A 20,032-nucleotide genomic window follows, 5' to 3' on the forward strand; every position below is an offset into this window, starting at 1 on the left:
GCCGGGACGCCGCGGACATCCGTCAGATCACAAGCGCCCTAGTCGTGCCCGCGGTGCCGTACGGAGGAGCCGGAGCGTTCCTTGACGACCTCGAGTTGGGCGGGGATGCGGCGGCGGAGGTCGGTGACGTGGCTGACGATGCCGACGCTGCGGTCGCGTTCGCGCAGGGAGTCCAGGACGTCCAGGACCTCGTCGAGGGTCTGTTCGTCGAGGCTGCCGAAGCCCTCGTCGATGAAGAGGGTGTCCAGGCGGGTGCCGCCCGCCTCGTCGGTGACGACATCGGCCAGGCCCAGGGCCAGGGCGAGCGAGGCGAAGAAGGTCTCGCCGCCGGAGAGACTGGCGGTGTCCCGCTCGCGTCCCGTCCAGGCGTCGATGACGTGCAGGCCCAGGCCCGAGCGGCGGGTTCCGGCGGCCCGTTCGTCGGAGTGGACCAGGGTGTAGCGCCCGGCGGACATGCGGTGCAGGCGGGCGCTGGCGGCGGCCGCGACCTGTTCGAGCCGGGCGGCCAGGACGTAGGACTCCAGGCGCATCCGGCGTTCGTTCTCGGCGGAGGTGCCCGCGGCGAGCCCGGCGAGGTGCGCGATGCGGTCGAACTCGGCGCGCAGCGGGGCCAGTTCGCGGGCGTCGGCGAATGCGCGGGCCGAGAGGCGGTCCAGTGCGGCGCAGCGCTCGCGGGCCGTGGCGAGGGCCGCGTGGGCCGCGCGCAGCCGCCGCCCGGCCTCTTCGTGGGCGGCGCGCGCCCGGTCCGGTTCGGCGGGCGGCTGCCCGGCGGCGGCGCACAGCTGCGGGTCGGCCAATTCGGCTGCCACGGCGGCGGATTCGGCCTGCCAGGCGTCCAGGCTGCGGCGCAGCTCGTGCCAGGCGCGCTCCTCCAGGATGGCCTCGGCGGCGGCGCGCGGGGACTCGAAGCCGGCGCGGTGGGCGGCTTCGGCGAGTTCGGCGTCGGCCTCCTTCAGGCGCTGGGCGCAGGCGTCGGCGGTACGGGCCGCCTGTGCGGCGCGGGCGAGCAGGTCGCTCTGGCGCTCCAGGCGCCGGGCACGGTCGGCGACGCTCGCACTGTCGCCCCTGGCGCGGGTCAACTCGGCTTCCAGGGAACGCTGTTCGCCGTCCAGGGCCTCGCGCCGGGAGGTGCGCGCCGCGGCCCGGCTCTCGGCCTGCCGCTGGGCCGCGCGGCGCTGCTCGTACTCCCGCTCGGCGCGCGCCAGCGCTTCGCGGGCGGCGTGCAGCGAGGCCCCCGCGGCCTGTTCGCGCGCGTGCGCGGTCCGCAACTCCTCTACTTCCCGGGCGAGTTCTGCGACCGTACGGCCGTCGGCGCCGACCGCGGCGGCGGCCAGCTGTTCCTTGAGCGACTGGAGCCGGTCCTGGACGTCCTGGCGTACGGACTCGGCGCGCCGGTGCTCCTCCAGCGCGGCCTCCTCGGCGCCGCGGTCGACGTGCCCGGCGCCCGCGCGGGCCGGGGCGGGGTGCTCGGTGGCGCCGCAGACGGCGCACGGGGACCCGTCGGCGAGTGCGGCCGCGAGTTCGGCGGCGATGCCGCGCAGCCGCCGGTCCTTGAGGTCCAGCCAGTGTTCGTGTGCGTGTGCCGCGCGCTGTCTGGCGTGCAGCAACCGGTCCTCGGCGGCGGCCACTTCGGCGCTGAGGCCATCGCGGCGACGGGCGGACTCCAGGCGCTGCTGGGCCGGTTCGATCCGGGCGGCGAGCTGCTCGGCGCGGGCGGCCGCCTCCTGGGCCGTCTCGATGCGCCGCTGGTGCTCGGCGCGGGCCGGTTCCCAGCCCGCGAGCCAGTGCTCGGCGTCCAACAGCGCCTGCTCGTCGTCCTGGGCCTCGCGCTCCAACGCGGCCCGATCGGCGCCGATCTCGGCGGCCCGCCGCTCGGCGCGCCGGGCCGCTTCCAGCGAGCCCAGTTCCTGCCGCAGCTCGCCGTCGAGCTTGGCGATCCGGTCCGCGTCGGCGTCGCCCAGCTCCGGTGGCAGCGCGGACCGGCAGCTGCGGTCGGCGCGCTGTGCGGTGTCGTGCTCGCGCCAGGCGGCGTCGCGCAGCGCGAGGGCGGGGGCGACGGCCTCGGCGGCCCGCGCCCGCTCCATGCGCCGCCGGGCCGCCGTCACTTCCTCGTCCCGGCTCTCCAGCGCCTCGGCCCGCCGCCGGGCCCTGGCGTGCTGGTCCTGGAGGCGTGCGCGTTCGCGCTGGTCCTCCAGGTGCCGCGCGGCCGCGTCCTCGGCACTCTCGGCGGTACGGACCGCCGTCAGCGCCGCGTCCCGCCGCTCGCGCGCCGCGGCCCGGGCCACCGCGGCCCAGGTCAGCACCGTCTCGGCGAACCCGGGCTCACCGGCGCCCGGCCGTCCGGCCTCCTGCGCGGTGGTCGCGTTCCCCGTCGCCTTGCGTCCGCCGCGCGCACGGCGGGTGCCCGCTGCCGTACGGCCCTCTTCGTGCGCCCCGGCCTGCGCGGGCACCGTTCCCCCCGCCGCCGGACCGATCCCGGCCGGTGCGGGCAGGGACGCATCGCGCAGGTCCGGCAGGTCCCCCGCGGCCTGCGCCATGCGGTGGGCCAGCGCCAGCAGCCCGTCGTCGGCGACGGCGACGCGGTCCGCCGCCGTCTTGCGCCGGGCGGCCAGCTCGTCCTCCAGCGCGACGAACCTGCGGGTGTCGAAGAGGCGGCCCAGCAGCCGGGCGCGGGCCTCGGCGTCGGCGCGCAGGAAGCGCGCGAAGTCCCCCTGGGGCAGCAGGACGACCTGGCAGAACTGCTCCTTGCTCATGCCGAGCAGCTGGCCGATCTCCTCACCGATCTCCTGGTGGGACTTGCTCAGCGCCTTCCACGCGCCCGCACCGGAAGCCGCGTCGGCCTCGCCGGGAACGTATTCGCGCAGCCTGCTCTGTGCCTTCTCCCGGGTGGTGCCGGTGCCCTTCTTCTTCGGCCGCGGCTGCTCGGGGCAGCGGGTGATCTCCAGCCGCCGCCCGCCGACGGTCAGCTCCAGGACGACCTCGGTGAGGGTGTGCGGGTCGGCGAGGTCGCTGCGCAGCGCCTGGCCGCCGAGCCGCGCCCCGGGCACCGAGCCGTACAGCGCGAAGCAGACGGCGTCCAGCACCGAGGTCTTGCCCGCGCCCGTGGGTCCGTGCAGCAGGAAGAGACCGGCTGCCGAGAGCCGGTCGAAGTCGATGGTCTGGGGGGCGGCGAACGGCCCGAAGGCCTGGACGGTCAGCCGGTGCAGCCTCATCGCGCCACCTCCGCCACGGCGTCCTGGACGCGCGCCCGGTCGATGGCGGAGCGCAGCACGGCCCGCTCCTGCTCGTCGGCCGCTCTCCCGGAGCGCACATGCTCGACGAAGTCCTCGGCGATCTGCTGGTCGCTGCGGCCGCGCAGCCGCTGGGCGTAGGAGGCGGGCGAGGTGGCGGGCACCTCCTCGGGGTCGAAGGCGAGGCCCAGGATGTGCTCGAAGCGCTCGGCGAGCCGGGCCATGGGCTCCTGCGGGCGCGCGGGGTCGGTCAGTGTCGCCTCGACCCAGGACTGTTCGTGGCGGGCCAGCGCCGCATCGGCCAGCAGGTCCTCCAGGCGCCCGCGGATGCGGGCCAGCGGCCGGGGCACCGGGCAGTCCACCCGCTGCGCGTCCAGCGCGCCGTCCGCGTCCAGGTCGATCAGCCACATGCTCTTGCGGTGGTCGGCCTCGGAGAAGGAGTACGCCAGCGGCGAGCCGGAGTAGCGGACCCGCTCGGTGATCTTCTGGCAGCCGTGCAGATGCCCCAGCGCCACGTAGTCGACCCCGTCGAAGACCGCGGCGGGCACCGAGGCCACGCCGCCGACGGTGATGTCGCGCTCGCTGTCGCTGGGCGCGCCCCCGGTGACGAAGGCGTGCGCCAGGACGATGGAGCGGGTGCCCGCCGGGCGGGCGGCCAGGTCGGCGCGTACCCGCTGCATCGCGGCGGTCAGCACCTGCGCGTGGTCGGCCTTCGCGGCGCCCAGCTCCTCGCGCACCATGGCCGGTTCCAGGTAGGGCAGGCCGTAGAAGGCGACCTCGCCGTGCTCGTCGGGGAGCACCACCGGGGTGTGGCAGTGCGCCGGGTCCGTACGCAGGTGGATGCCGGCCTTCTCCATGAGTCCGGAGCCGACGCCCAGGCGCCGGGCGGAGTCGTGGTTGCCGGAGATCATGACCGTGGGGACGCCGAGGTCGGCGAGGCGGTGCAGGGCGTGGTCGTACAGCTCGACGGCGGCCAGCGGCGGCACCGCCCGGTCGTAGACGTCGCCCGCCACGAGCACCGCGTCCACCCGCTGCTCGCGGACCGTCTCCAGGAGGTGGTCCAGGAAGGTGCGCTGGGCGTCGAGCAGGTTCACCCGGTGGAAGGACCGGCCCAGATGCCAGTCGGATGTGTGCAGAATCCTCAAGACACCGCTCCGACCTGCATGTTTCTCATTCCTCCGCACTCAAGGTCAGCACCGGGTCAGTACCGGCCCGCTGTCAGCACCGTCAACGCTAGACCCGGTCGGTACCTGGTCCATCACCGACCTCAGTTTCCCATCCGCTTTGGGCGTCAGGTCGCCTCGGTTCGGGTGGCGAAGGTGCGCCGGTGGACGCCTTCGGCCTTGAGGACCGAGTGGCAGGTGCTGCGGCGGCCTTGTCCAGGGCGCTGCCCGGCCCGTGGTTTGCACCGGTGACGGGGAAGCGCTGTCCGGCCAGTCTCAGCGGGTCCGCGGCGAACCGGGCGCGCTCGTGGTGAGCGGTCGTGCAGTCCATCGCCGGACCGTACGGCTGGTCCGGCGCGTGTTCGGCCCTCCGCCCGCAGCGCGGGCCGACCCGCGCCGCGCCTGGTGTGCGGGCGGCCGGACCCTGCCTTGAGCGCAGGGTATGACCAGGTCACTGGGGGTCCGCCCGCTTCCGCTCAGGGCGGCGGTCCCGTTCCGCAGGCCCGTGCCGCACGTGGCTGCGCGCGCCCGAACCGCGGCGGGGCACCGTCCGAGCGCCGCGGCCGGCGGGTCCGGTCACGGAGACGACACCCGCCTGCCCCATGGCCGAAACCTGCATCTGAACAACCCAGCAATCTTGGGATTCTCTGGTCATGCGCCTCTCCAGGCACTTAAGTACCTGTCGGGCATGCGCTACCGGCCGAGCGCGACCGTCACCGGCCGGGTTTCGCGCCAGCGGGCATCGCTGCCCTGCTCGTCGGCCCACGCCGCTGTCCTTTGCACGACCGTGCCGTCCCGTTCCACCTGCCCGAAGGGTCCGCAGCCTATGGCCGCCAGTGCACACCGTACGGTGTCGTGTCCACACCACCCGGTGAGCCGCAGCGCCGACGGCAGCGACCGGGAGGCGCCCTCCGTCCGAGGGCGGCGCTGATGGCGGGTTCGAACCCGGCCGGCCGTGACACGGAGCTCTCCGCGGCGGTGCAGGACATTCAGGCGGGCTACTGGATGCGGATGCGGCAGGTGCTGGCCCGGACGGGCAACTGGCCGCAGTGGACATCGCGCACTCAGGTGCTGGGGGTCGTCGCAGCCGAGACCAACGTGGTGGAGTTGTGGCTGACAGAGGAACCGGGCAGCCCCGCTGCCCGGTTGATGTACGCCAGAGTCGCCACCGAGCGGGTGCTGCGAGCCCACCGCAGGCACTGGGCGCATGGCTCCCGGCAGGCACGGGACCTGGAGACACTGGCAGACCGGGCCCGGCAGGCCTGCCACCGGGCGGGCGAGGGGAATCCCGGCGATCCGGTGCCCTGGATCTGCCTCCTGGCCCTGGCCGAGACGGACACAGCGGAACGCTGCCCGGAGCATCACCTGGCTCCGCCGCCTCATGAGTATCTGCTGCCTCACGGGCCATGGGGACTGTTGAGCGAAGTGCACCGGCGTGATCCGTTCAACCGCGAGGCGTGGCACCGCATGTCCCAGACGCTCCAGGCCCGCCCGGGTCCAGCGGGCCGCCAGGCGGTCGCGATGGATTTCGCCCGCTGGACGGTCTCTTTCGCGCCGGCCGACTCGCCACTGCTTCTGCTGCCTGTCTACGCCTGCGTGCAGGAGCACCGGGAGCGGCGGGAGGGGGGCGTCGAGGTCATGCAGAACCTGCTGTGGACCAGGGAGGACGTCACCCGGGCCGTCACGAGGGCTTACGGGGGCTGGTTCGAGAAGTGCGATCCGGCCACCAGTTCCCAACTGGATCTGAACCACCTCGCGTTCGCCCTGACGAGGGGCGGCTTCCCGCAGTGGGCAGCCGAAGTGTTCGACGCCATCGGCGACTTCGCCACGCCCGACCCGTGGCAGTACGGCACCCGGCACCCGGAGGACCAGTGGTGGCAGGCGTTCGAGGAGGACCGCGACGCCTGCCGCAGATCCCACCCGCGGCATACGGAAAGACGCACATGACCGCCGGCCGGCCCAGCGGGCGGGCGCCGCCACGCCCCGCCGGCGGCCCAGCGGCCACCCCGCTTTCATCCCTTCTTTCAGCTTTCCTGTGCGGAGAACCCATGACTTCGGCAAGAACACGACGCCAGCGGCCGAAACCGGTGAACGACGACGGGGAGGACGCGCGCATCCTCCAATCGCTGGGCTACACCCAGCAACTGCACCGCCGGATGGGGGCTTTCGGCAACTTCTCCGCCTCCCTGTCGGTCATCTCGATCATGTCGGGGACCTTGCTGCTGTTCGGCTACGGCCTGAACTCGGGCGGCCCCGCGGTGATCATGTGGGGATGGCTCGCCGTCGGGCCGCTGGTGCTGTGCCTGGCCGCGGCCCTGGCGGAGATCACCTCCCGCTACCCCACCAGCGGCGGCCTGTACTACATGGCCCGCCAGCTCGGAGGTGAGGGGTGGAGCTGGTACACCGGCTGGCTCAACCTCCTGGGCCTGCTCGGCGGAATCGCCGCCCAGGACTACGGCATCGCGACGTTCACCGCCGCGTGGATGAACCTGCAATTCGGTTACACACCCACCCCGGGCTCCCTGCTGGCCCTGTACGCGGTCATCCTCGCGCTGCACGCGGTCCTGAACCTCTTCGGCACCCGGCTGATGAATGTCCTGACGTCCCTGAGCGCGTGGTGGCACCTGACGGGGGCCGTCGTCATCATCGGCGCCCTGACGCTCCTGCCCTCCCACCACCAGTCGGCCGGCTTCGTCTTCTCCGAGTTCACCAACACCACCGGCTGGGGCGCCCCGATATACGTGATCCTGCTGGGCATGCTGCTGCCGGTCTTCGCCCTGGCCGGATACGACACCTCGGCCCATCTGAGCGAGGAGACCAACCACGCCTCCGTCGCCGCGGCCCGCGGGATCTTCCGCTCGGTGGCCGTGTCCTGGATCGCCGGCGGCATCCTGCTGACCACGCTGCTGTTCGCCATCCAGGACTACGCCACGACCCTGGCCGGACCGACCGGCGTACCGGTCGCCCAGATCTTCCTGGACGCACTGGGCGTGGCCGCGGCCAAGGCCCTGCTCCTGGTGATCATCGTGGCCCAGTTCCTGTGCGGCTACACCGTGACCGCCAGCGCCAGCCGCATGATCTACGCCTTCGCCCGGGACGGCGCCCTGCCCGGATCGGCGCGCTGGAAGAAGGTCAGCCGCCGCACCGCCATCCCCGCCAACGCGGTCTGGCTCGCGGTCGCCGTGGCGTTCGTCCTCGCGCTGCCCTCTTTGTATTCCGCCACGGCGTTCTCGGCGGTGACCGCCATCTCGGTCGTGGGGTTCACCCCGGCCTACGCCATCCCCGTGCTGCTGCGGCTGCGCCACCGCGACCGGTTCACCCCGGGGCCCTGGCACCTGGGCCGCTGGAGCCGGCCCATCGGCTGGGTGGCGGTGCTGTGGGCGGCTGCGGTCACGGTGCTGTTCCTGCTGCCGCAGACCAGCCCGATCACCGCCACCAGCTTCAACTACACCCCCGTCGCCGTAGCGGTGGCCCTCCTCATGGCCGCCCTGTGGCGGCGCGTCGGACGCCGCTCCTACCGCGTGCCCCGCTCCCACTCCCACACCGAGGACAAACAGTTCGAAGGCATCATCTGATGACAGCTGCACCGCGTGCCACACATCCAGTCCCCACCGGCCCAGAGGCGCCGACGCCGTCCCCTCCCGGCTCCGGGCCCTCCACGAACTCCACGAACTCCACGAACTCCACGAACTCCACGACCTCAACGACCTCAACGACCTCAACGACCTCAACGACCCATGGGAGTACGGTGACTGACCTCACGGAGTCCATCGAATCGGCACAGCAGCTCACAGTGGCGTGGCGTGCCATGGTGCTCGACCGCGATCCAGACGCGGACGTGCGCGACCTGCCCGGCATCGCCGTCCGCTGGGCCGACGGCCGATTCGCCTTCTGGAACTGCATCACCCTCACCGACATCGGCGCAGGAGCACAGCTCCTCGGGCAACGTCTGGGCCAGGCAGCGGACATCATGCGCGCGAAGAAGCACCCGGGCTTCCTGTGGCTCTTCGAGGACCTTCTCGACGACGAGGCCCGCACCACCCTGGCCACAGCGGCCGAGCAGGCCGGACTGCGCTACGCCTTCCCCGGGAGGGGCATGGCCGGAGACCTGCTGCCCATCCCCGACCCGGTCCACCCCGACCTGACGTTCGTGCGCGTGACCACCGACGAGCAGCTGCGGGCCTATGCCGACCTCCAGTCACGCGCTTACGGCTTCCCCTTGGAGGAGGGCCGCGACGGCCTGGTCGGATCCGCGCGCTGGAAGAACGAGATGTACGCCTATCTCGCCATGCGGGGCGACGTTCCGGTGGCAAGCGCCGCTACGGTCGAAGCCCAAGGCCGCCTCTTCGTCGCCTTCGTCGCCACCGACCCGCAGTGGCAGCGCAGGGGCTACGGCGAGGCGGTCACGCGCAAGGCGCTGTACGAGGGCGCCCGGGCCACCGGGCTGACCCGCGCCACTTTGCACGCCACCGCCGCCGGGGCCCCCGTATACCCGCGTATCGGCTTCAAGCCGAACTCACCCATCCACTTCTACAGCCTGAAGGGCTGAGCCGACGAGGCGGAACTCCGTTGTCCGGTCGGGCCTGTCCGCAGTGACGACGGAGCCTCGCCGGCATCGGCCGTGCCGACGGGTATCAGGGGGCGTTCTCGGCGGCGATCTCCTCGCCGACACGGGCGACCGTCCGGCGCAGCCAGCGGTGTGCCGCGTCGTGGGTGTGTACGGGGTGCCACCACATCGCCTCCTGGACCGGCACGGCCTCGAAGGGGCACGGCAGCACCCGTACGGCGGCCAGGCCGGCCAGCCGCCCGGCCAGCCGCTCCTGGATCATCGCGATCCGGCGGGTGCCCTCGACGACGTACGGCAGCAGGTGGAAGAAGGGGACGGACACCTCCACCCGGGGGCTGATGCCGATCATGCTGAGCTGGCGGGCGGCCGGGGCATCGTAGGGGCGCCGGTAGACCGCCCAGGGCAGCCGGGCCAGGTCGTCCAGGGTGAGATGGTCGCCGACCTCCGGGTGGTCCTCGGCCAGCAGGCACACCCAGCGGTCGCGGAACAGCTCGACGGCGGGGAGGCCGTCGATGATGCCGTGCGGCATCACCAGGCCGTCGACGGTGCCGAGCACGGTGGCCGTGTTCTCGATGGCGTCCGGTTCGAACTGCCGGAAGCCGATACGGATGCCCGGTGCCTCCCGGTGCGTCAGTCGGGCCAGTGCCGCGCCGAACAGGGCCATGCCGTAGTCGGATCCCAGGAGTGTGAACTCGCGTGTCTCGGTGGCCGCGTCGAAGGCGGCCTGGCTGGCGAAGACCCGGTCCAGCAGGTCGCAGGCGGTGGCGCTGCGCTCGCGCAGGACCGCGCCGAGCGGGGTGAGCCGGTAGGTGTTGCCGACGCGGGTCAGCAGGTCGTCGCCGAAGTGGCGCCGCAGACGGGACAGTGCGGCGCTCATCGCGGGCTGGCTCAGCCCCACCCGCTCGCCGGCCCGGGTGACGTTGCGCTCCTCCAGCAGCGCGCGCAGGGCGAGGACGAGGTTGAGGTCGAGCCGGGAGAGGTTCACAGGAGCCGCCTGCCGTTCGCTTGGGTATCCAGCACGTCGATGCCCACCATAGGAAGGATTGATTTCCCTGATCCCTCGGGGCGGGGCCACAGTGGTGGACATCCAGTGAGAGGACACCTCGTGGCCACGCCCGTGCATCTGCCCGCCCCTTTACAACTGCCCGCTCTGCAGGCGCCGTTCGCGCTCGGCACCTTCTCCGCCCGCCGAGGGGATACGTTCCCCGGCCTGGTGGCAGGGGACCGCGTACTGGACCTGAGCCGGGCGCTGGACGGTGCGCCGGCCAGCACGCGCGCACTGCTGGAGAGCTGGGAGGAAAACCTGCCGGTCCTCTCGCAGTTGGCGGACAGCGGCGGTACGGCCTGGCAGGCGCTGGACGGGCTGCGGATCCACCCGCCCGTCGAGCCCCGGCAGGTCTTCCAGTCCGGCGCCAACTACCGGCAGCATGTGATCGATCTGGAGCTGGCGCACCGCGCGCCCGACGACCCGCGCGGCGCCAAGCGGGCGCGGGCGGAGATCGGCCGGATCATGGACCGGCGGGCCGCGGAGGACCTGCCGTACGTGTTCACCGGCCTGCCGGGCGCGATCACCGGTCCGTACGACGATGTGGTGCTGCCGTCCTGGTGCCAGAAGCCGGACTGGGAGCTGGAGTTGGCCGTGGTGATCGGTCGCCCCGCGTACCGGATCGGGGCCGAGGAGGCGCTCTCGTACGTCGCGGGCTACACCATCGCCAACGACCTGACCGACCGCGCGGCCGTCTTCCGCCCGGATCTGCCGGCCATCGGCACGGACTGGCTGCGCGCGAAGAACGCCCCGGGCTTCACCCCGCTGGGCCCCTATCTGGTCCCGGCGGCGTTCGTCACCGACCCCGGCGATCTGCGCATCACGCTGAAGCTCAACGGCCGCACCATGCAGGACGAGTCCACCCGGGACATGCTCTTCGGTGTCGCCCGGCTGATCTCGTACATCTCCCAGCGCGCTCAACTCCTGCCCGGCGACCTGGTGTTGACCGGGAGCCCGGCGGGTAACGGCCTGCACCTGGGGCGGCTGCTGCGCGACGGCGATGTGATGGAGGGCTCGATCACCGGCCTCGGGGCGCAGCGCACCCGCTGTGTCGCGCAGCGCCGGGAAGGCCGGGAAGAGGAGCACTCCGCCGCATGAACGCCACCCGAAGCGTCCTTGTCGTCGGCGGCGGCACCGCCGGCAACGCCCTCGCCGTCCTGCTGCGCAGAGCGGGCATCGCCGTCGACCTCGTCGAGGCCAGGCCCGACGGGAACGCCACGGCGGGCTCCGGCATCACTCTCCAGGGCAACGCCCTGCGCGTTCTGCGCGAGGTGGGGGTCTGGGAGCAGGTGAGCGCCCATGGGTACGGGACCGACGGCATCACCGTCGCCACCGCCGACGGCACCGAGATCGTCAGGCAGCAGCAGGTACGCACCGGCGGCAGCGGACTGCCCGCCGCCCTGGGCATGCGGCGCCCCGTGCTGCAGCGCATCCTCATGGAGGCCGTACGGACCTCGGGGGCCCGGGTCCATCTGGGCTGTACGGTCCAGGAGTTGACCGACGGCGCGTCCGGTGTCGAGGTGTCGCTCACCGACGGTACGAGCGGCCGCTACGACCTCGTGGTCGCCGCCGACGGCCTCAACTCCCCCACCCGGGCGCGCATCGGCATCACCGACGCGCCCGCCGCGACCGGCCTGGGCATCTGGCGTGCCACCGCGCCCCGCCCGGCCGGTGTCACCCGTATCCACGTCGCGTACGGCGGCTCCGCGCTGATCGCCGGGTTCAGCCCGACCGGCCCGGACACGCTCTACGCCTATCTCGTCGAGCCGCAGCGCGAGCGGTCCGGCCTCGCCCCCGGCGCGTACGCGCAGGAGATGTGCCGTCTCGCCGCGGAATACGGCGGGCACTGGGACCGTATCCGCGCCTCGATCACCGACCCCGCGCAGGTCAACTACACCTGGGCCGAACGGCATCTGGTGAGGGGCGCCTGGCACCGGGGCCGGGTCGTCCTGGTCGGCGACGCCGCGCACACCTGCCCGCCCACCCTCGCGCAGGGCGCCGCGATGTCCCTGGAGGACGCCTCGGTCCTCGCCCAACTACTGGTCCCCCACGCCGCCTGGGGAGCGAACCTGCAGCACACGCTCACCGCCTACCGCGACCGCCGCTTCCCCCGCGTCCGCAGGGTCGTCGACGCCTCCGTACAGATCGGCCGATGGCAGCTGGCGGGCGCGGACGACGCGGACGTACCGGGACTGATGGGCCGCACCTTCTCCGCGCTGGTTCAACTCCCCTGACTCCACAGTCCGTTGAAACCCTCCATACCCAAGGAAACGTCATGCGTCTGCTCACTCATCTGCGCCACGTCGACCTGGCCGTGCCCGACCTCGACAAACAACTCGCCTTCTACACCGACGTCTGGGGCCTGACCACGGTCGCCGAGGACTCCGGGATCTCCTTTCTCGCCGCGGAGGGCTCGCCCGAGCAGTACATCCTGCGGCTGCGCAGGGCCGAGGAGAAGCGTCTCGATCTCATCTCCTACGGCGCCGCCCGCCCTGCCGATGTGGACACCCTCGCCGAGCAACTCCTCTCCCAGGGCGTCCGGTTGATCTCCCGGCCGGGTCCGGTCGACACGCCCGGCGGTGGCTACGGGTTCCGCTTCTTCGACGTGGACGGCCGCACCATCGAGGTCTGCGCCGACGTCGCGGCCCGCCGGCACCGGCGCATCGAGGAGAAGGAGGCCATCCCGGTCCGCCTGTCCCACGTCGTCGTCAACTCCCCCGATCTGCACCGGACCAAGGCGTGGTACGAGCGGCATCTCGGCTTCGCGCTCTCCGACAGCCTCGCCTCACCGAGCGGCGAGGAGATCATCCACTTCCTGCGGATCAGCACCCAGCACCACTCCATGGCCGTCGCCAAGGGACCGCACACCGCCCTGCACCACATCTCCTTCGAGATGCGCGGCGTGGAGGAGTACATGCGCGGCTCGGGGCGGGTGCTGCGCGCCGGTTTCCGCAAGATCTGGGGGCCGGGACGGCATCTGGCGGGCGACAACACCTTCACCTACTTCCTGGACCCGCACGGCAACACCGTGGAATACACCACCGAGCTGGAGCAGTTGGACGAGGACACCTGGCACCCGCACGTCTACGACCTGTCCCGCCCTGAGGTGGCCGACCAGTGGGGCACCGCGAACCCGATGAACGAATTCGTCGCCAAGGAGTCGTTCAACGACGTCGACCGCGGCGTGTTCGTCGCCCCGCCCATCTGACCGGTCCGAGCGCCGGCCGGCCGCCCCTTATGCCGTGGCGGGGACGCCGAGCGCCGCGGCGGTGGCGCGGACGAAGCCCTCGGGGTTGTCCAGCATGATGTTGTGCCCGCAGTCCGGGACGGGGACCACCAGCACCCCGGCGGCGGTGAGCGCGTCGGCGCCCGGCAGCGGCCCGTCGGCCTGCGGCAGCAGGAAGGTACGGGGCAGTGTCAGCTCCAGCAGCAGTTCGCGCAGGGTGGGCACCGTGCCGCCGACCAGGCGGGTGGCGCTGCGGTGCAGGGCGGTGCGGTCGGCCAGGCGCATGGTGGACCACCAGTGGGCGCCGACCCGGTCCCGTACCTCCTGCCAGCCGCCGGCCAGGAACTCCTCCTCGGTGTACGCGGCGATGCCGCTGCTGCCGCCGGAGCCGGGTGTGCGCGGCAGCGGGTCGAGGTTGGCGTCGACCAGGACCAGCCGGGAGACCAGGTGGGGGTGGCGCGCGGCCAGGACCGGGCCCCCTCGCCCGCGCCGCCGCGGCGCGCCCTTACTTCCCCTCCTGCGCCAACTCCAGCTGTCGCGCCGCCAGTTGCTCGATGCGCTGGTGCCAGACGGCCAGTGCCCGGTCGGCGTCGAAGCCGTCGGGGCCGGTGTGGGTCAGGATCAGGCGGGCGCCGTGCCCGGTTCCCTGGCCCAGCTCCCAGCGGACCAGTTCCTCGGGCGGCACCGCGTACTCAAGGACGGCGGGCGGGTTCACCAGGGTCACCGCGCCCGGCAGGAACTCCGGCGCGGTGAATCCGGTGGGTGCCTGATCGCCCGCCGACGGCTGCGCGCCGTCGGCCAGTTCGGCCCAGACGGCCTCGGCGGGGCGTACCAGCTGCCGCTCGAAGCGCACCCGCCGGCCCGCGGGGGTGTCCTCGATAGCGCCTCCACCCAGGTCGAACTGTTCGAGGTAGGCCTCGTGCAGATCGCCGTCGTCGCGGCCCACGTCGACCGGCTCGCCGTCCAGCAGCTGCATCAGGGCGGTCATGCACAGGTGCCAGCCCGAGGCGTAGCTCGCGGCGCCGAAGCGGTCCTCGAAGGTGTGCACGAGGGTGAGCAGCGATCCATCGCCCTCCCGTGCGATCTCCCAACGCAGGTGTTCCTCGCCCCAGTCGAAGGCGAACACCCGTGGCTTGTCGGCCTCGGTGACGCGGCCCGCCGGGCCCACTTCGCGCTCGCCGGGGAGGCGGAAGGTGATCGTCCCGCCGGGGGTGAGGTCGGCCTCGACCTCGGCGGGGAACCAGCGGGCGAGGCTGTCGGGCCGTGTGACGGCCTCCCACACCGCGCGGGGCGGGTGCGGGATCCGGCGCTGCATCCGCAGGGCGGTGCGGCCGTCTTCGGTGGTGAGGGTGTCGCGGTGCGGGTTCATGGGGAGCCGTCCTCCTTGGCGTGGGGGTGCCGTTCGCAGCTGTCGGTGCCGGTGGTCCACAGGTGGCGGTAGGGCGCGAGCCAGGTGTCCAGCTCGGCCAGGGGCGCGGGGTGCAGCGCGTACCAGCGCCGCTGTGCGTCCTGCCGGACCCGCACCAGTCCCGCCTCGCGCAGCACCCTGAGGTGCTTGGAGGTGCCGGGCTGGCTGAGTCCGAGCCGTTCGGTGAGTTCACCGACCAGGTGCGGGCGCTCCAGGAGCAGGTCGAGGATCTTGCGGCGGCTGGGCTCGGCGAGGGCGTCGAACGGTATGGGCATGCCCTGAACGTAGCCGTGGGGCTATATAGCCGCAACGGCATACAGGGGCGTGTGGCGCGGCAGCGGGTGTGACGCGGCCTCACACCTCGCCGTAGGCCTCCCCGCCCAGCTCCAGTACGGCCGTGCCCGCCGTGGCGTCCGCCAGCCAGGCCCGGAAGGCGTCCAGGTCGGACTCCGGCAGGCCCACCTCGATGCGCACATCGGCCCCGTACGTCACGTCGCGCACCGCCCGTCCGGTGGCCCGCAGATCGTTCTCGACCTTGCCGGCGCGCTGGTGGTCGACGGTGACGGTGGCCAGCCGGAAGCGCTGCCGGGTGACGGTGCCCAGCTCGTCCAGGGCTTCGCCGACCACGCCCCCGTAGGCGCGGATCAGCCCGCCGGCGCCGAGCTTGATGCCGCCGAAGTAGCGGGTGACGACGGCGACGACGTACCGCATCTCGCGGCGGACGAGCATCTGGAGCATGGGGACGCCCGCGGTGCCGCCGGGCTCCCCGTCGTCGCTGGCCTTCTGGACGCCGCCGTCGGCCCCGAGCACGTACGCGTAGCAGTTGTGCCGGGCGGTGGGGTGTTCCCTGCGGATGCGGGCGATGAACTCCTGGGCCTCCGCCTCGGTCGCCACCGGCGCGAGCGCGCAGATGAAACGGGACTTGTTGATCTCGATCTCGTGTACGCCCTCGCGCGCGAGCGTGCGGTACTGCTCCTGCATCACGCCACCCTACGTGGCCGTGGGGGCGGGGGAGGAACGGGATGTCTTCCGAGGCCGCGACGGGTTGCCCCTCGGGCCGCGATCGGGTGCCCGGCACCCCTCGGGATCGCCGCTGCCCTCTGTAAGGATGAGGGCAAAGATCCTCGCGGGGGGGTGCGGCTCCGCCCCGTGAGCCGTGACGGGAGGCAGCCATGAGCACCCGCAGGACCTCACTGCCGGGAGTCGGCACCCAGTACGACTTCACCACGCACTCCGGCCAGCACCTCTCCGTGGTCGTCCACCACGACGGCCGGCGCTTCCTCGGCCTGTACGCGGCCGACGACCCCGACTCCTGTCGCGCGACCGTCGCGCTGGACCCGGACGAGGCGACGGCGCTGGCCCATCTGATCGACCGGGCGCCCATCGACGCCGTCCGCACCGACGGCATCGACCTGGTCACCGAGCACATCCAGGTCGGCCCCCGCTCCCCGTACGCGGGCCGGCTGCTGGGCGACACCCGGGCCCGTACCCGTACCGGCGCTTCCATCGTGGCCGTGCTGCGCCGCACCAGCGCCCACCCCTCCCCCGGCCCCGACTTCCGCCTGGCCACCGGGGACACCCTCGTCGCGGTCGGCACCCGCGAGGGCGTGGACACCCTCGCCTCGATCGTCGCGGAGGGCTGACCGTGCACCACACCACCGCACTCCTGATAGAACTCGGCGCGGTCATCCTGGGCCTGGGGCTGATCGGCAGGCTGGCGGGGCGGGTGGGGCTCTCGCCCATTCCCCTGTACCTGCTGGCCGGGCTCGCCTTCGGGCACGGCGGGTTACTGCCCCTGAACGCCAGCGAGGACTTCGTCGCCGTCGGCGCCGAGATCGGGGTGATCCTGCTGCTGCTCCTGCTGGGGCTGGAGTACAGCGCCTCCGAACTCGTCACGAGTCTGCGCACCCAATACCCCTCCGGCGCCGTCGACTTCGCCCTCAACGCGCTGCCCGGCGCCGCCGCCGCGCTGCTGCTGGGCTGGGGCCCGGTCGCCGCCGTCGCGCTGGCCGGAGTGACCTGGATATCCTCCTCCGGCGTGATCGCCAAGGTCCTCACCGACCTGGGCCGCCTCGGCAACCGCGAGACCCCCGTCATCCTGGGCATCCTGGTCCTGGAGGACCTGTCGATGGCGGTGTATCTGCCGCTGCTGACCGCGCTGTTGGCCGGGGTGGGGCTGGCGGGCGGCAGTGTGACGCTGCTGATCGCGCTGGGGGCGGTCGGCGCCGTCCTCTATCTGGCGCTGCGGCACGGCCGGCTGATCAGCCGGGCCGTCTCCTCGGACAATCCCGAGATGCTGCTGCTGGTCGTCCTCGGCCTGACCGTGCTGGTCGCCGGGGTCGCCCAGCAACTCCAGGTCTCCGCGGCGGTGGGGGCGTTCCTGGTGGGCATCGCGCTGTCGGGCGAAGTCGCCGAGGGGGCGCGCAAGCTCCTGACGCCACTGCGCGACCTGTTCGCCGCGGTCTTCTTCGTCTTCTTCGGCCTGTCCACCAGCCCCGCCGACATCCCGCCGGTGCTGCTGCCCGCGCTGCTGCTGGCCCTGGTCACGGCCGTGACGAAGATCGTCACCGGCTGGTACGCGGCCCGCCGGGCCGGCATCGGGCCGCGCGGCCGGCTGCGGGCGGGCGGAGCGCTGGTCGCGCGCGGCGAGTTCTCCATCGTCATCGCCGGACTCGCCACGGCCACCGAGCCGCGCATCGGCCCGATCGCCACCGCCTACGTACTGATCATGGTCATCCTGGGCCCGCTGACGGCCCGTTGGGCCGCGCCCGCCGTCGGCGCGCTGCGCGAAGTCCTGCGGCGCACCACCCGTACGGCGCGCCGGGCGCCCGTACCGGAACAGGCCCCCGCTCCCGCCGAGCGCGCGTCCGTCCCCCGCCCCGCCTCACCGAGCGACCCGCTGCCCCCGCACTGACCCACCGGCCCTCTCCCCCATCGGCACCGGTCGCGCTTCCCCCGCGCGGCCGGATGCCGGCAGAACCGGTCAACCCCGGCGGCAAGCCGCCGACGTCCTTCCCGCGCGCCGTCGGCCAGCTGCCCGTCCACTACAACCACGAGAGCACCGGACGCCCCTACGACCCCGACAACAAGTTCACCTCGAAGTATCTGGATCTGCCCGGAGGGCCGCGGTACGCCTTCGGGTACAAGCTGAGCTACACCGCCTTCGCCCTGGGCGCGCCCCGGCTGAGCACCGGCCGGATCGCGGCCGCCGAGCTGCGCGCGGGCGGCACCGTCGAGGTCGCCGTCTCCGTAGCAACACCGGGGAGCGCACCGGCGACGAGGTGGTCCGGCTCTACGTGCACGACATGGCGGCGAGCGTCGTCCAGCCGGTGCGCAAGCTGCGCGGCTTTCGCCGGGGGACGCTGGAGCCCGGCAAGGCCACCACCGTCCGCTTTTGGCTGACCGCCGAGGACCTCGGCTTCTGGACCGGCTCTCCCCAGGGGGGAGTTCGTCGTCGAACCGGGCCGGATCGACCTCTGCACCGGCAACAGCTCCCGCACCACGACCAAGCGCACCCTCACCATCACCTGACGCGCACCCGCCCGGCACTCCGGGATGACTGTTCGGCAATTGGCGGGAATCTGACCGGACATGGGGGAGGATCGGGGCATGGCAGGTGTGGAGGAGACGCTGCGGGATCTCATGTGCCTCGACGGGGTCATAGGCGCATCGATCGTGGACTATTTCAGCCGTTTCCCCCTCGGAATCGCCGAGGGCGTGGCCGGCCCCGATCTGGTGAAGGCCGCGTACGCCGACACCGATGTCGTACGTGCCAAGCTGTCCGCTCTGGAGCTGCTCGGCTACCGGGTCGACCAGGTGGAGGACATCCTGATCACACTGGACTGCGAGTACCACCTGATCCACCCGCTGTCCCGGCGCAGCCACCAAGGTGTCTTCGTCTACCTGGTCCTGGACCGGCAGCGGACCGACCTCGGCGCGGTGCGCTCCAAGCTGTGGGAGATCGAGCTGCGCCTGGAGCTGTGAGCGCACCGCCCCGCGTCGTCCTGGAGGTCACCGGGCGGGCGCCGCGCCATCCGCGCGCCGCCCGGCCTGCGGGCCGCTCGTCAGACCCAGGTGCCGGTCACGGCCACGGTGGTGACGCCCGGGCCGAAGGCCACCAGCAGGCCGGTGGCACCGGGCCGCGGGGGCCGGGCGAAGGTCTGCTCCAGGACGTCGAGGACGACGACACTGGCCGTGTTTCCGCGCCGGGACAGGGAGTTCTCGCTCAGCTCGAACATCGCCGGTGGATTTCCCAGGCCCTTGCTCACTTCGTACATGATGCGCGGGCCGCCGGTGTGGCCGATCAGGAAGTCGGGCAGCGGGGAGAGCGCGGAGGTCCCGGCGCAGCCAGGTGGCCAATCCCGGCATGGCCTGGGCGACCACTTTAGATATCCGGGGGTTGGTGCCGAAATGGAATCCCGCCTCATCGACTTCGTAGGCGATATGGCCGAGTGTGTCGGGCGCCAGGTCCTCATAGGAGTTCTCCAGCCGGAATCCCGGCCGGTCCTCGCGTACCACGCAGGCCGCGGCCGCGTCGCCGAACAGTGCGGTGGAGATGAACGAGGCGATGCTGTCGTCCTGCGGCTGATAGGAAAGGGAGCACAGTTCGACAGCGACGACCAGGGTCACCGAACGGGGGCGGGCCAGGGCGAGTTCGCGGGCGCGGGCCAGGGCGTAGCCGCCGCCCGCGCAGCCGACCTGGGTGTAGGCGTAGCGCCTGACGCCCCTGCGCAGCCCGGCCCGTTGCGCGATTCGGGGTCGATGAAGTGTCTGGTGTGCACGGAGGTGTTCCGCATCATCGTTGATGCCGTGCGTATCCGGGGATGTGCACGGTGCCGCTCGGCCGTATGTGAAACGGCCTCGTCGAGCGTGACGGTGTGATCGGGCAGGCAAAGGGCCGGAAGGCAGACCGTGGACACACTGCTCCCTGGGGGGAATTGAGGGGATCAATCGATGGGGACAGCCCATCACACGCGAAGGGCCCCGTCAGCACTTCTCGTCTTACGGAATTCTTACGTCCAACGCCGCTGCCGGAAAAGGCCGTTGCGCCGCCTTGCCCCGGCACCGGCGCCCGGCACACTGTGGACACCGGGCAGCGCGCCTGCCGCACGGCGCGGCCGGTGCAGGCGCTGCCGGCTGGAGCCCCCATGTCCGTCGCCCGTCGTGGAAATGCCGCCCGATTCCGTGTGTCCCTGCCGGTGGCCGCAGTGGTCCTGGCCGTTGTCGGGCTGTGCGTCGCGACGCTGCGCCTGTGGCGGCCCGCCGCGTCCGGTCCGGGCGATGGCCGGGGGCCGGGCGGCGCCGGTGTGCGCGAGCCGCGGCGCCCCGCGCCCGGCCCGCCCGGTGACACCGTCGCCGTCCCCGTACCCGACGGCTCGTAGATCCCCGGGTGG

At 72.6% G+C, this 20,032-nt stretch carries 18 protein-coding genes and 3 pseudogenes; 11 read left to right on the forward strand and 10 right to left on the reverse strand.

Annotated features, from left to right (window positions below):
* Positions 1-38: 38 nt before the first annotated feature.
* Together AC4IJH_RS29785 and AC4IJH_RS29790 are read right to left on the reverse strand one after the other, a co-directional pair.
* Entirely contained in the window at positions 39-3,212 is a 3,174-nt protein-coding gene (locus AC4IJH_RS29785) for an AAA family ATPase (protein ID WP_490855011.1), read from the reverse strand.
* Entirely contained in the window at positions 3,209-4,375 is a 1,167-nt protein-coding gene (locus AC4IJH_RS29790; RefSeq protein ID WP_490855012.1) for an exonuclease SbcCD subunit D, read from the reverse strand. The genes AC4IJH_RS29785 and AC4IJH_RS29790 overlap by 4 nt, the downstream gene beginning before the upstream one ends.
* A gap of 948 nt (positions 4,376-5,323) precedes the next feature.
* On the opposite strand from AC4IJH_RS29790, the gene AC4IJH_RS29795 reads away from it, so the two are divergent.
* Both AC4IJH_RS29795 and AC4IJH_RS29800 read left to right on the forward strand, forming a co-directional pair.
* A complete protein-coding gene (locus AC4IJH_RS29795; RefSeq protein WP_490855013.1) occupies positions 5,324-6,340 on the forward strand; it encodes a hypothetical protein in 1,017 nt (338 codons plus the stop codon).
* A gap of 101 nt (positions 6,341-6,441) precedes the next feature.
* Positions 6,442-7,968 carry an amino acid permease gene (locus tag AC4IJH_RS29800; RefSeq protein ID WP_490855014.1) on the forward strand — a complete coding sequence of 509 codons (1,527 nt, stop codon included), beginning with the start codon at positions 6,442-6,444 and terminating at the stop codon, positions 7,966-7,968.
* Here AC4IJH_RS29800 and AC4IJH_RS29805 read toward each other — a convergent pair.
* A complete protein-coding gene (locus tag AC4IJH_RS29805; protein WP_490855015.1) occupies positions 7,961-8,155 on the reverse strand; it encodes a hypothetical protein in 195 nt (64 codons plus the stop codon). The genes AC4IJH_RS29800 and AC4IJH_RS29805 overlap by 8 nt on opposite strands.
* Between AC4IJH_RS29805 and AC4IJH_RS29810 the strand changes: the two genes are divergently transcribed.
* Positions 8,142-8,942 carry a GNAT family N-acetyltransferase gene (locus tag AC4IJH_RS29810; RefSeq protein WP_490855016.1) on the forward strand — a complete coding sequence of 267 codons (801 nt, stop codon included), beginning with the start codon at positions 8,142-8,144 and terminating at the stop codon, positions 8,940-8,942. The genes AC4IJH_RS29805 and AC4IJH_RS29810 overlap by 14 nt on opposite strands.
* Before the next feature lie 85 nt (positions 8,943-9,027).
* Here the strand turns inward: AC4IJH_RS29810 and AC4IJH_RS29815 are convergent, their stop codons facing one another.
* Positions 9,028-9,945 carry a LysR family transcriptional regulator gene (locus tag AC4IJH_RS29815; RefSeq protein ID WP_490855017.1) on the reverse strand — a complete coding sequence of 306 codons (918 nt, stop codon included), beginning with the start codon at positions 9,943-9,945 and terminating at the stop codon, positions 9,028-9,030.
* A 120-nt stretch (positions 9,946-10,065) separates the two neighbouring features.
* On the opposite strand from AC4IJH_RS29815, the gene AC4IJH_RS29820 reads away from it, so the two are divergent.
* Genes AC4IJH_RS29820 through AC4IJH_RS29830 form a run of 3 tightly spaced genes read left to right on the forward strand, consistent with a single transcriptional unit; the run spans position 10,066 to position 13,213 of the window.
* The gene (locus tag AC4IJH_RS29820; protein ID WP_490855018.1) at positions 10,066-11,103 is read left to right on the forward strand and encodes a fumarylacetoacetate hydrolase family protein; all 1,038 of its coding nucleotides are present in this window, start codon (positions 10,066-10,068) and stop codon (positions 11,101-11,103) included.
* Positions 11,100-12,239, forward strand: a complete 1,140-nt coding sequence (locus AC4IJH_RS29825) for an FAD-dependent monooxygenase (protein WP_490855019.1) — start codon at positions 11,100-11,102, stop codon at positions 12,237-12,239. Before AC4IJH_RS29820 ends, AC4IJH_RS29825 begins: the two co-directional genes overlap by 4 nt.
* A gap of 41 nt (positions 12,240-12,280) precedes the next feature.
* Entirely contained in the window at positions 12,281-13,213 is a 933-nt protein-coding gene (locus AC4IJH_RS29830; protein ID WP_490855020.1) for a VOC family protein, read from the forward strand.
* Positions 13,214-13,240: 27 nt separating this feature from the next.
* On the opposite strand, the pseudogene AC4IJH_RS29835 reads toward AC4IJH_RS29830, so the two are convergent.
* The 4 genes and pseudogenes from AC4IJH_RS29835 to AC4IJH_RS29850 all read right to left on the reverse strand — a co-directional run.
* Positions 13,241-13,702: pseudogene (locus AC4IJH_RS29835) on the reverse strand (alpha/beta fold hydrolase); the annotation flags it as partial.
* A 34-nt stretch (positions 13,703-13,736) separates the two neighbouring features.
* The gene (locus tag AC4IJH_RS29840) at positions 13,737-14,600 is read right to left on the reverse strand and encodes an SRPBCC family protein (protein ID WP_490855021.1); all 864 of its coding nucleotides are present in this window, start codon (positions 14,598-14,600) and stop codon (positions 13,737-13,739) included.
* Positions 14,597-14,914 (reverse strand): ArsR/SmtB family transcription factor, encoded by a 318-nt coding sequence (locus tag AC4IJH_RS29845; RefSeq protein ID WP_490855022.1) that lies wholly within the window; start codon positions 14,912-14,914, stop codon positions 14,597-14,599. Before AC4IJH_RS29845 ends, AC4IJH_RS29840 begins: the two co-directional genes overlap by 4 nt.
* A 79-nt stretch (positions 14,915-14,993) precedes the next feature.
* Positions 14,994-15,620: a YigZ family protein gene (locus AC4IJH_RS29850; protein ID WP_490855023.1), complete on the reverse strand. Its 627-nt coding sequence runs from the start codon at positions 15,618-15,620 to the stop codon at positions 14,994-14,996.
* A gap of 191 nt (positions 15,621-15,811) precedes the next feature.
* Here AC4IJH_RS29850 and AC4IJH_RS29855 point away from each other — a divergent pair, with 191 nt between their 5' ends.
* The 4 genes and pseudogenes from AC4IJH_RS29855 to AC4IJH_RS29870 all read left to right on the forward strand — a co-directional run bounded on the left by AC4IJH_RS29855 (position 15,812) and on the right by AC4IJH_RS29870 (position 18,623).
* Positions 15,812-16,282 (forward strand): cation:proton antiporter regulatory subunit, encoded by a 471-nt coding sequence (locus tag AC4IJH_RS29855; protein ID WP_490855024.1) that lies wholly within the window; start codon positions 15,812-15,814, stop codon positions 16,280-16,282.
* A 2-nt stretch (positions 16,283-16,284) separates the two neighbouring features.
* Entirely contained in the window at positions 16,285-17,553 is a 1,269-nt protein-coding gene (locus tag AC4IJH_RS29860; protein ID WP_490855025.1) for a cation:proton antiporter, read from the forward strand.
* Positions 17,554-17,944: 391 nt separating this feature from the next.
* Positions 17,945-18,010 (forward strand): annotated as a pseudogene (locus tag AC4IJH_RS29865) (hypothetical protein); the annotation flags it as partial.
* A gap of 238 nt (positions 18,011-18,248) precedes the next feature.
* Entirely contained in the window at positions 18,249-18,623 is a 375-nt protein-coding gene (locus AC4IJH_RS29870) for a hypothetical protein (RefSeq protein WP_490855026.1), read from the forward strand.
* Between the two features lie 80 nt (positions 18,624-18,703).
* On the opposite strand, the gene AC4IJH_RS29875 is transcribed toward AC4IJH_RS29870, so the two are convergent.
* Together AC4IJH_RS29875 and AC4IJH_RS29880 are read right to left on the reverse strand one after the other, a co-directional pair.
* Complete coding sequence (locus AC4IJH_RS29875; RefSeq protein ID WP_490855042.1) at positions 18,704-18,907, reverse strand: hypothetical protein; 204 nt, start codon at positions 18,905-18,907, stop codon at positions 18,704-18,706.
* A 235-nt stretch (positions 18,908-19,142) separates the two neighbouring features.
* Positions 19,143-19,607 (reverse strand): annotated as a pseudogene (locus tag AC4IJH_RS29880) (hypothetical protein); the annotation flags it as partial.
* 179 nt (positions 19,608-19,786) lie between these two features.
* Here AC4IJH_RS29880 and AC4IJH_RS29885 point away from each other — a divergent pair.
* Complete coding sequence (locus AC4IJH_RS29885; RefSeq protein ID WP_490855027.1) at positions 19,787-20,020, forward strand: hypothetical protein; 234 nt, start codon at positions 19,787-19,789, stop codon at positions 20,018-20,020.
* The last annotated feature ends 12 nt before the right edge of the window (positions 20,021-20,032 follow it).

This window comes from Streptomyces sp. UF-297 (genome assembly GCF_058245575.1).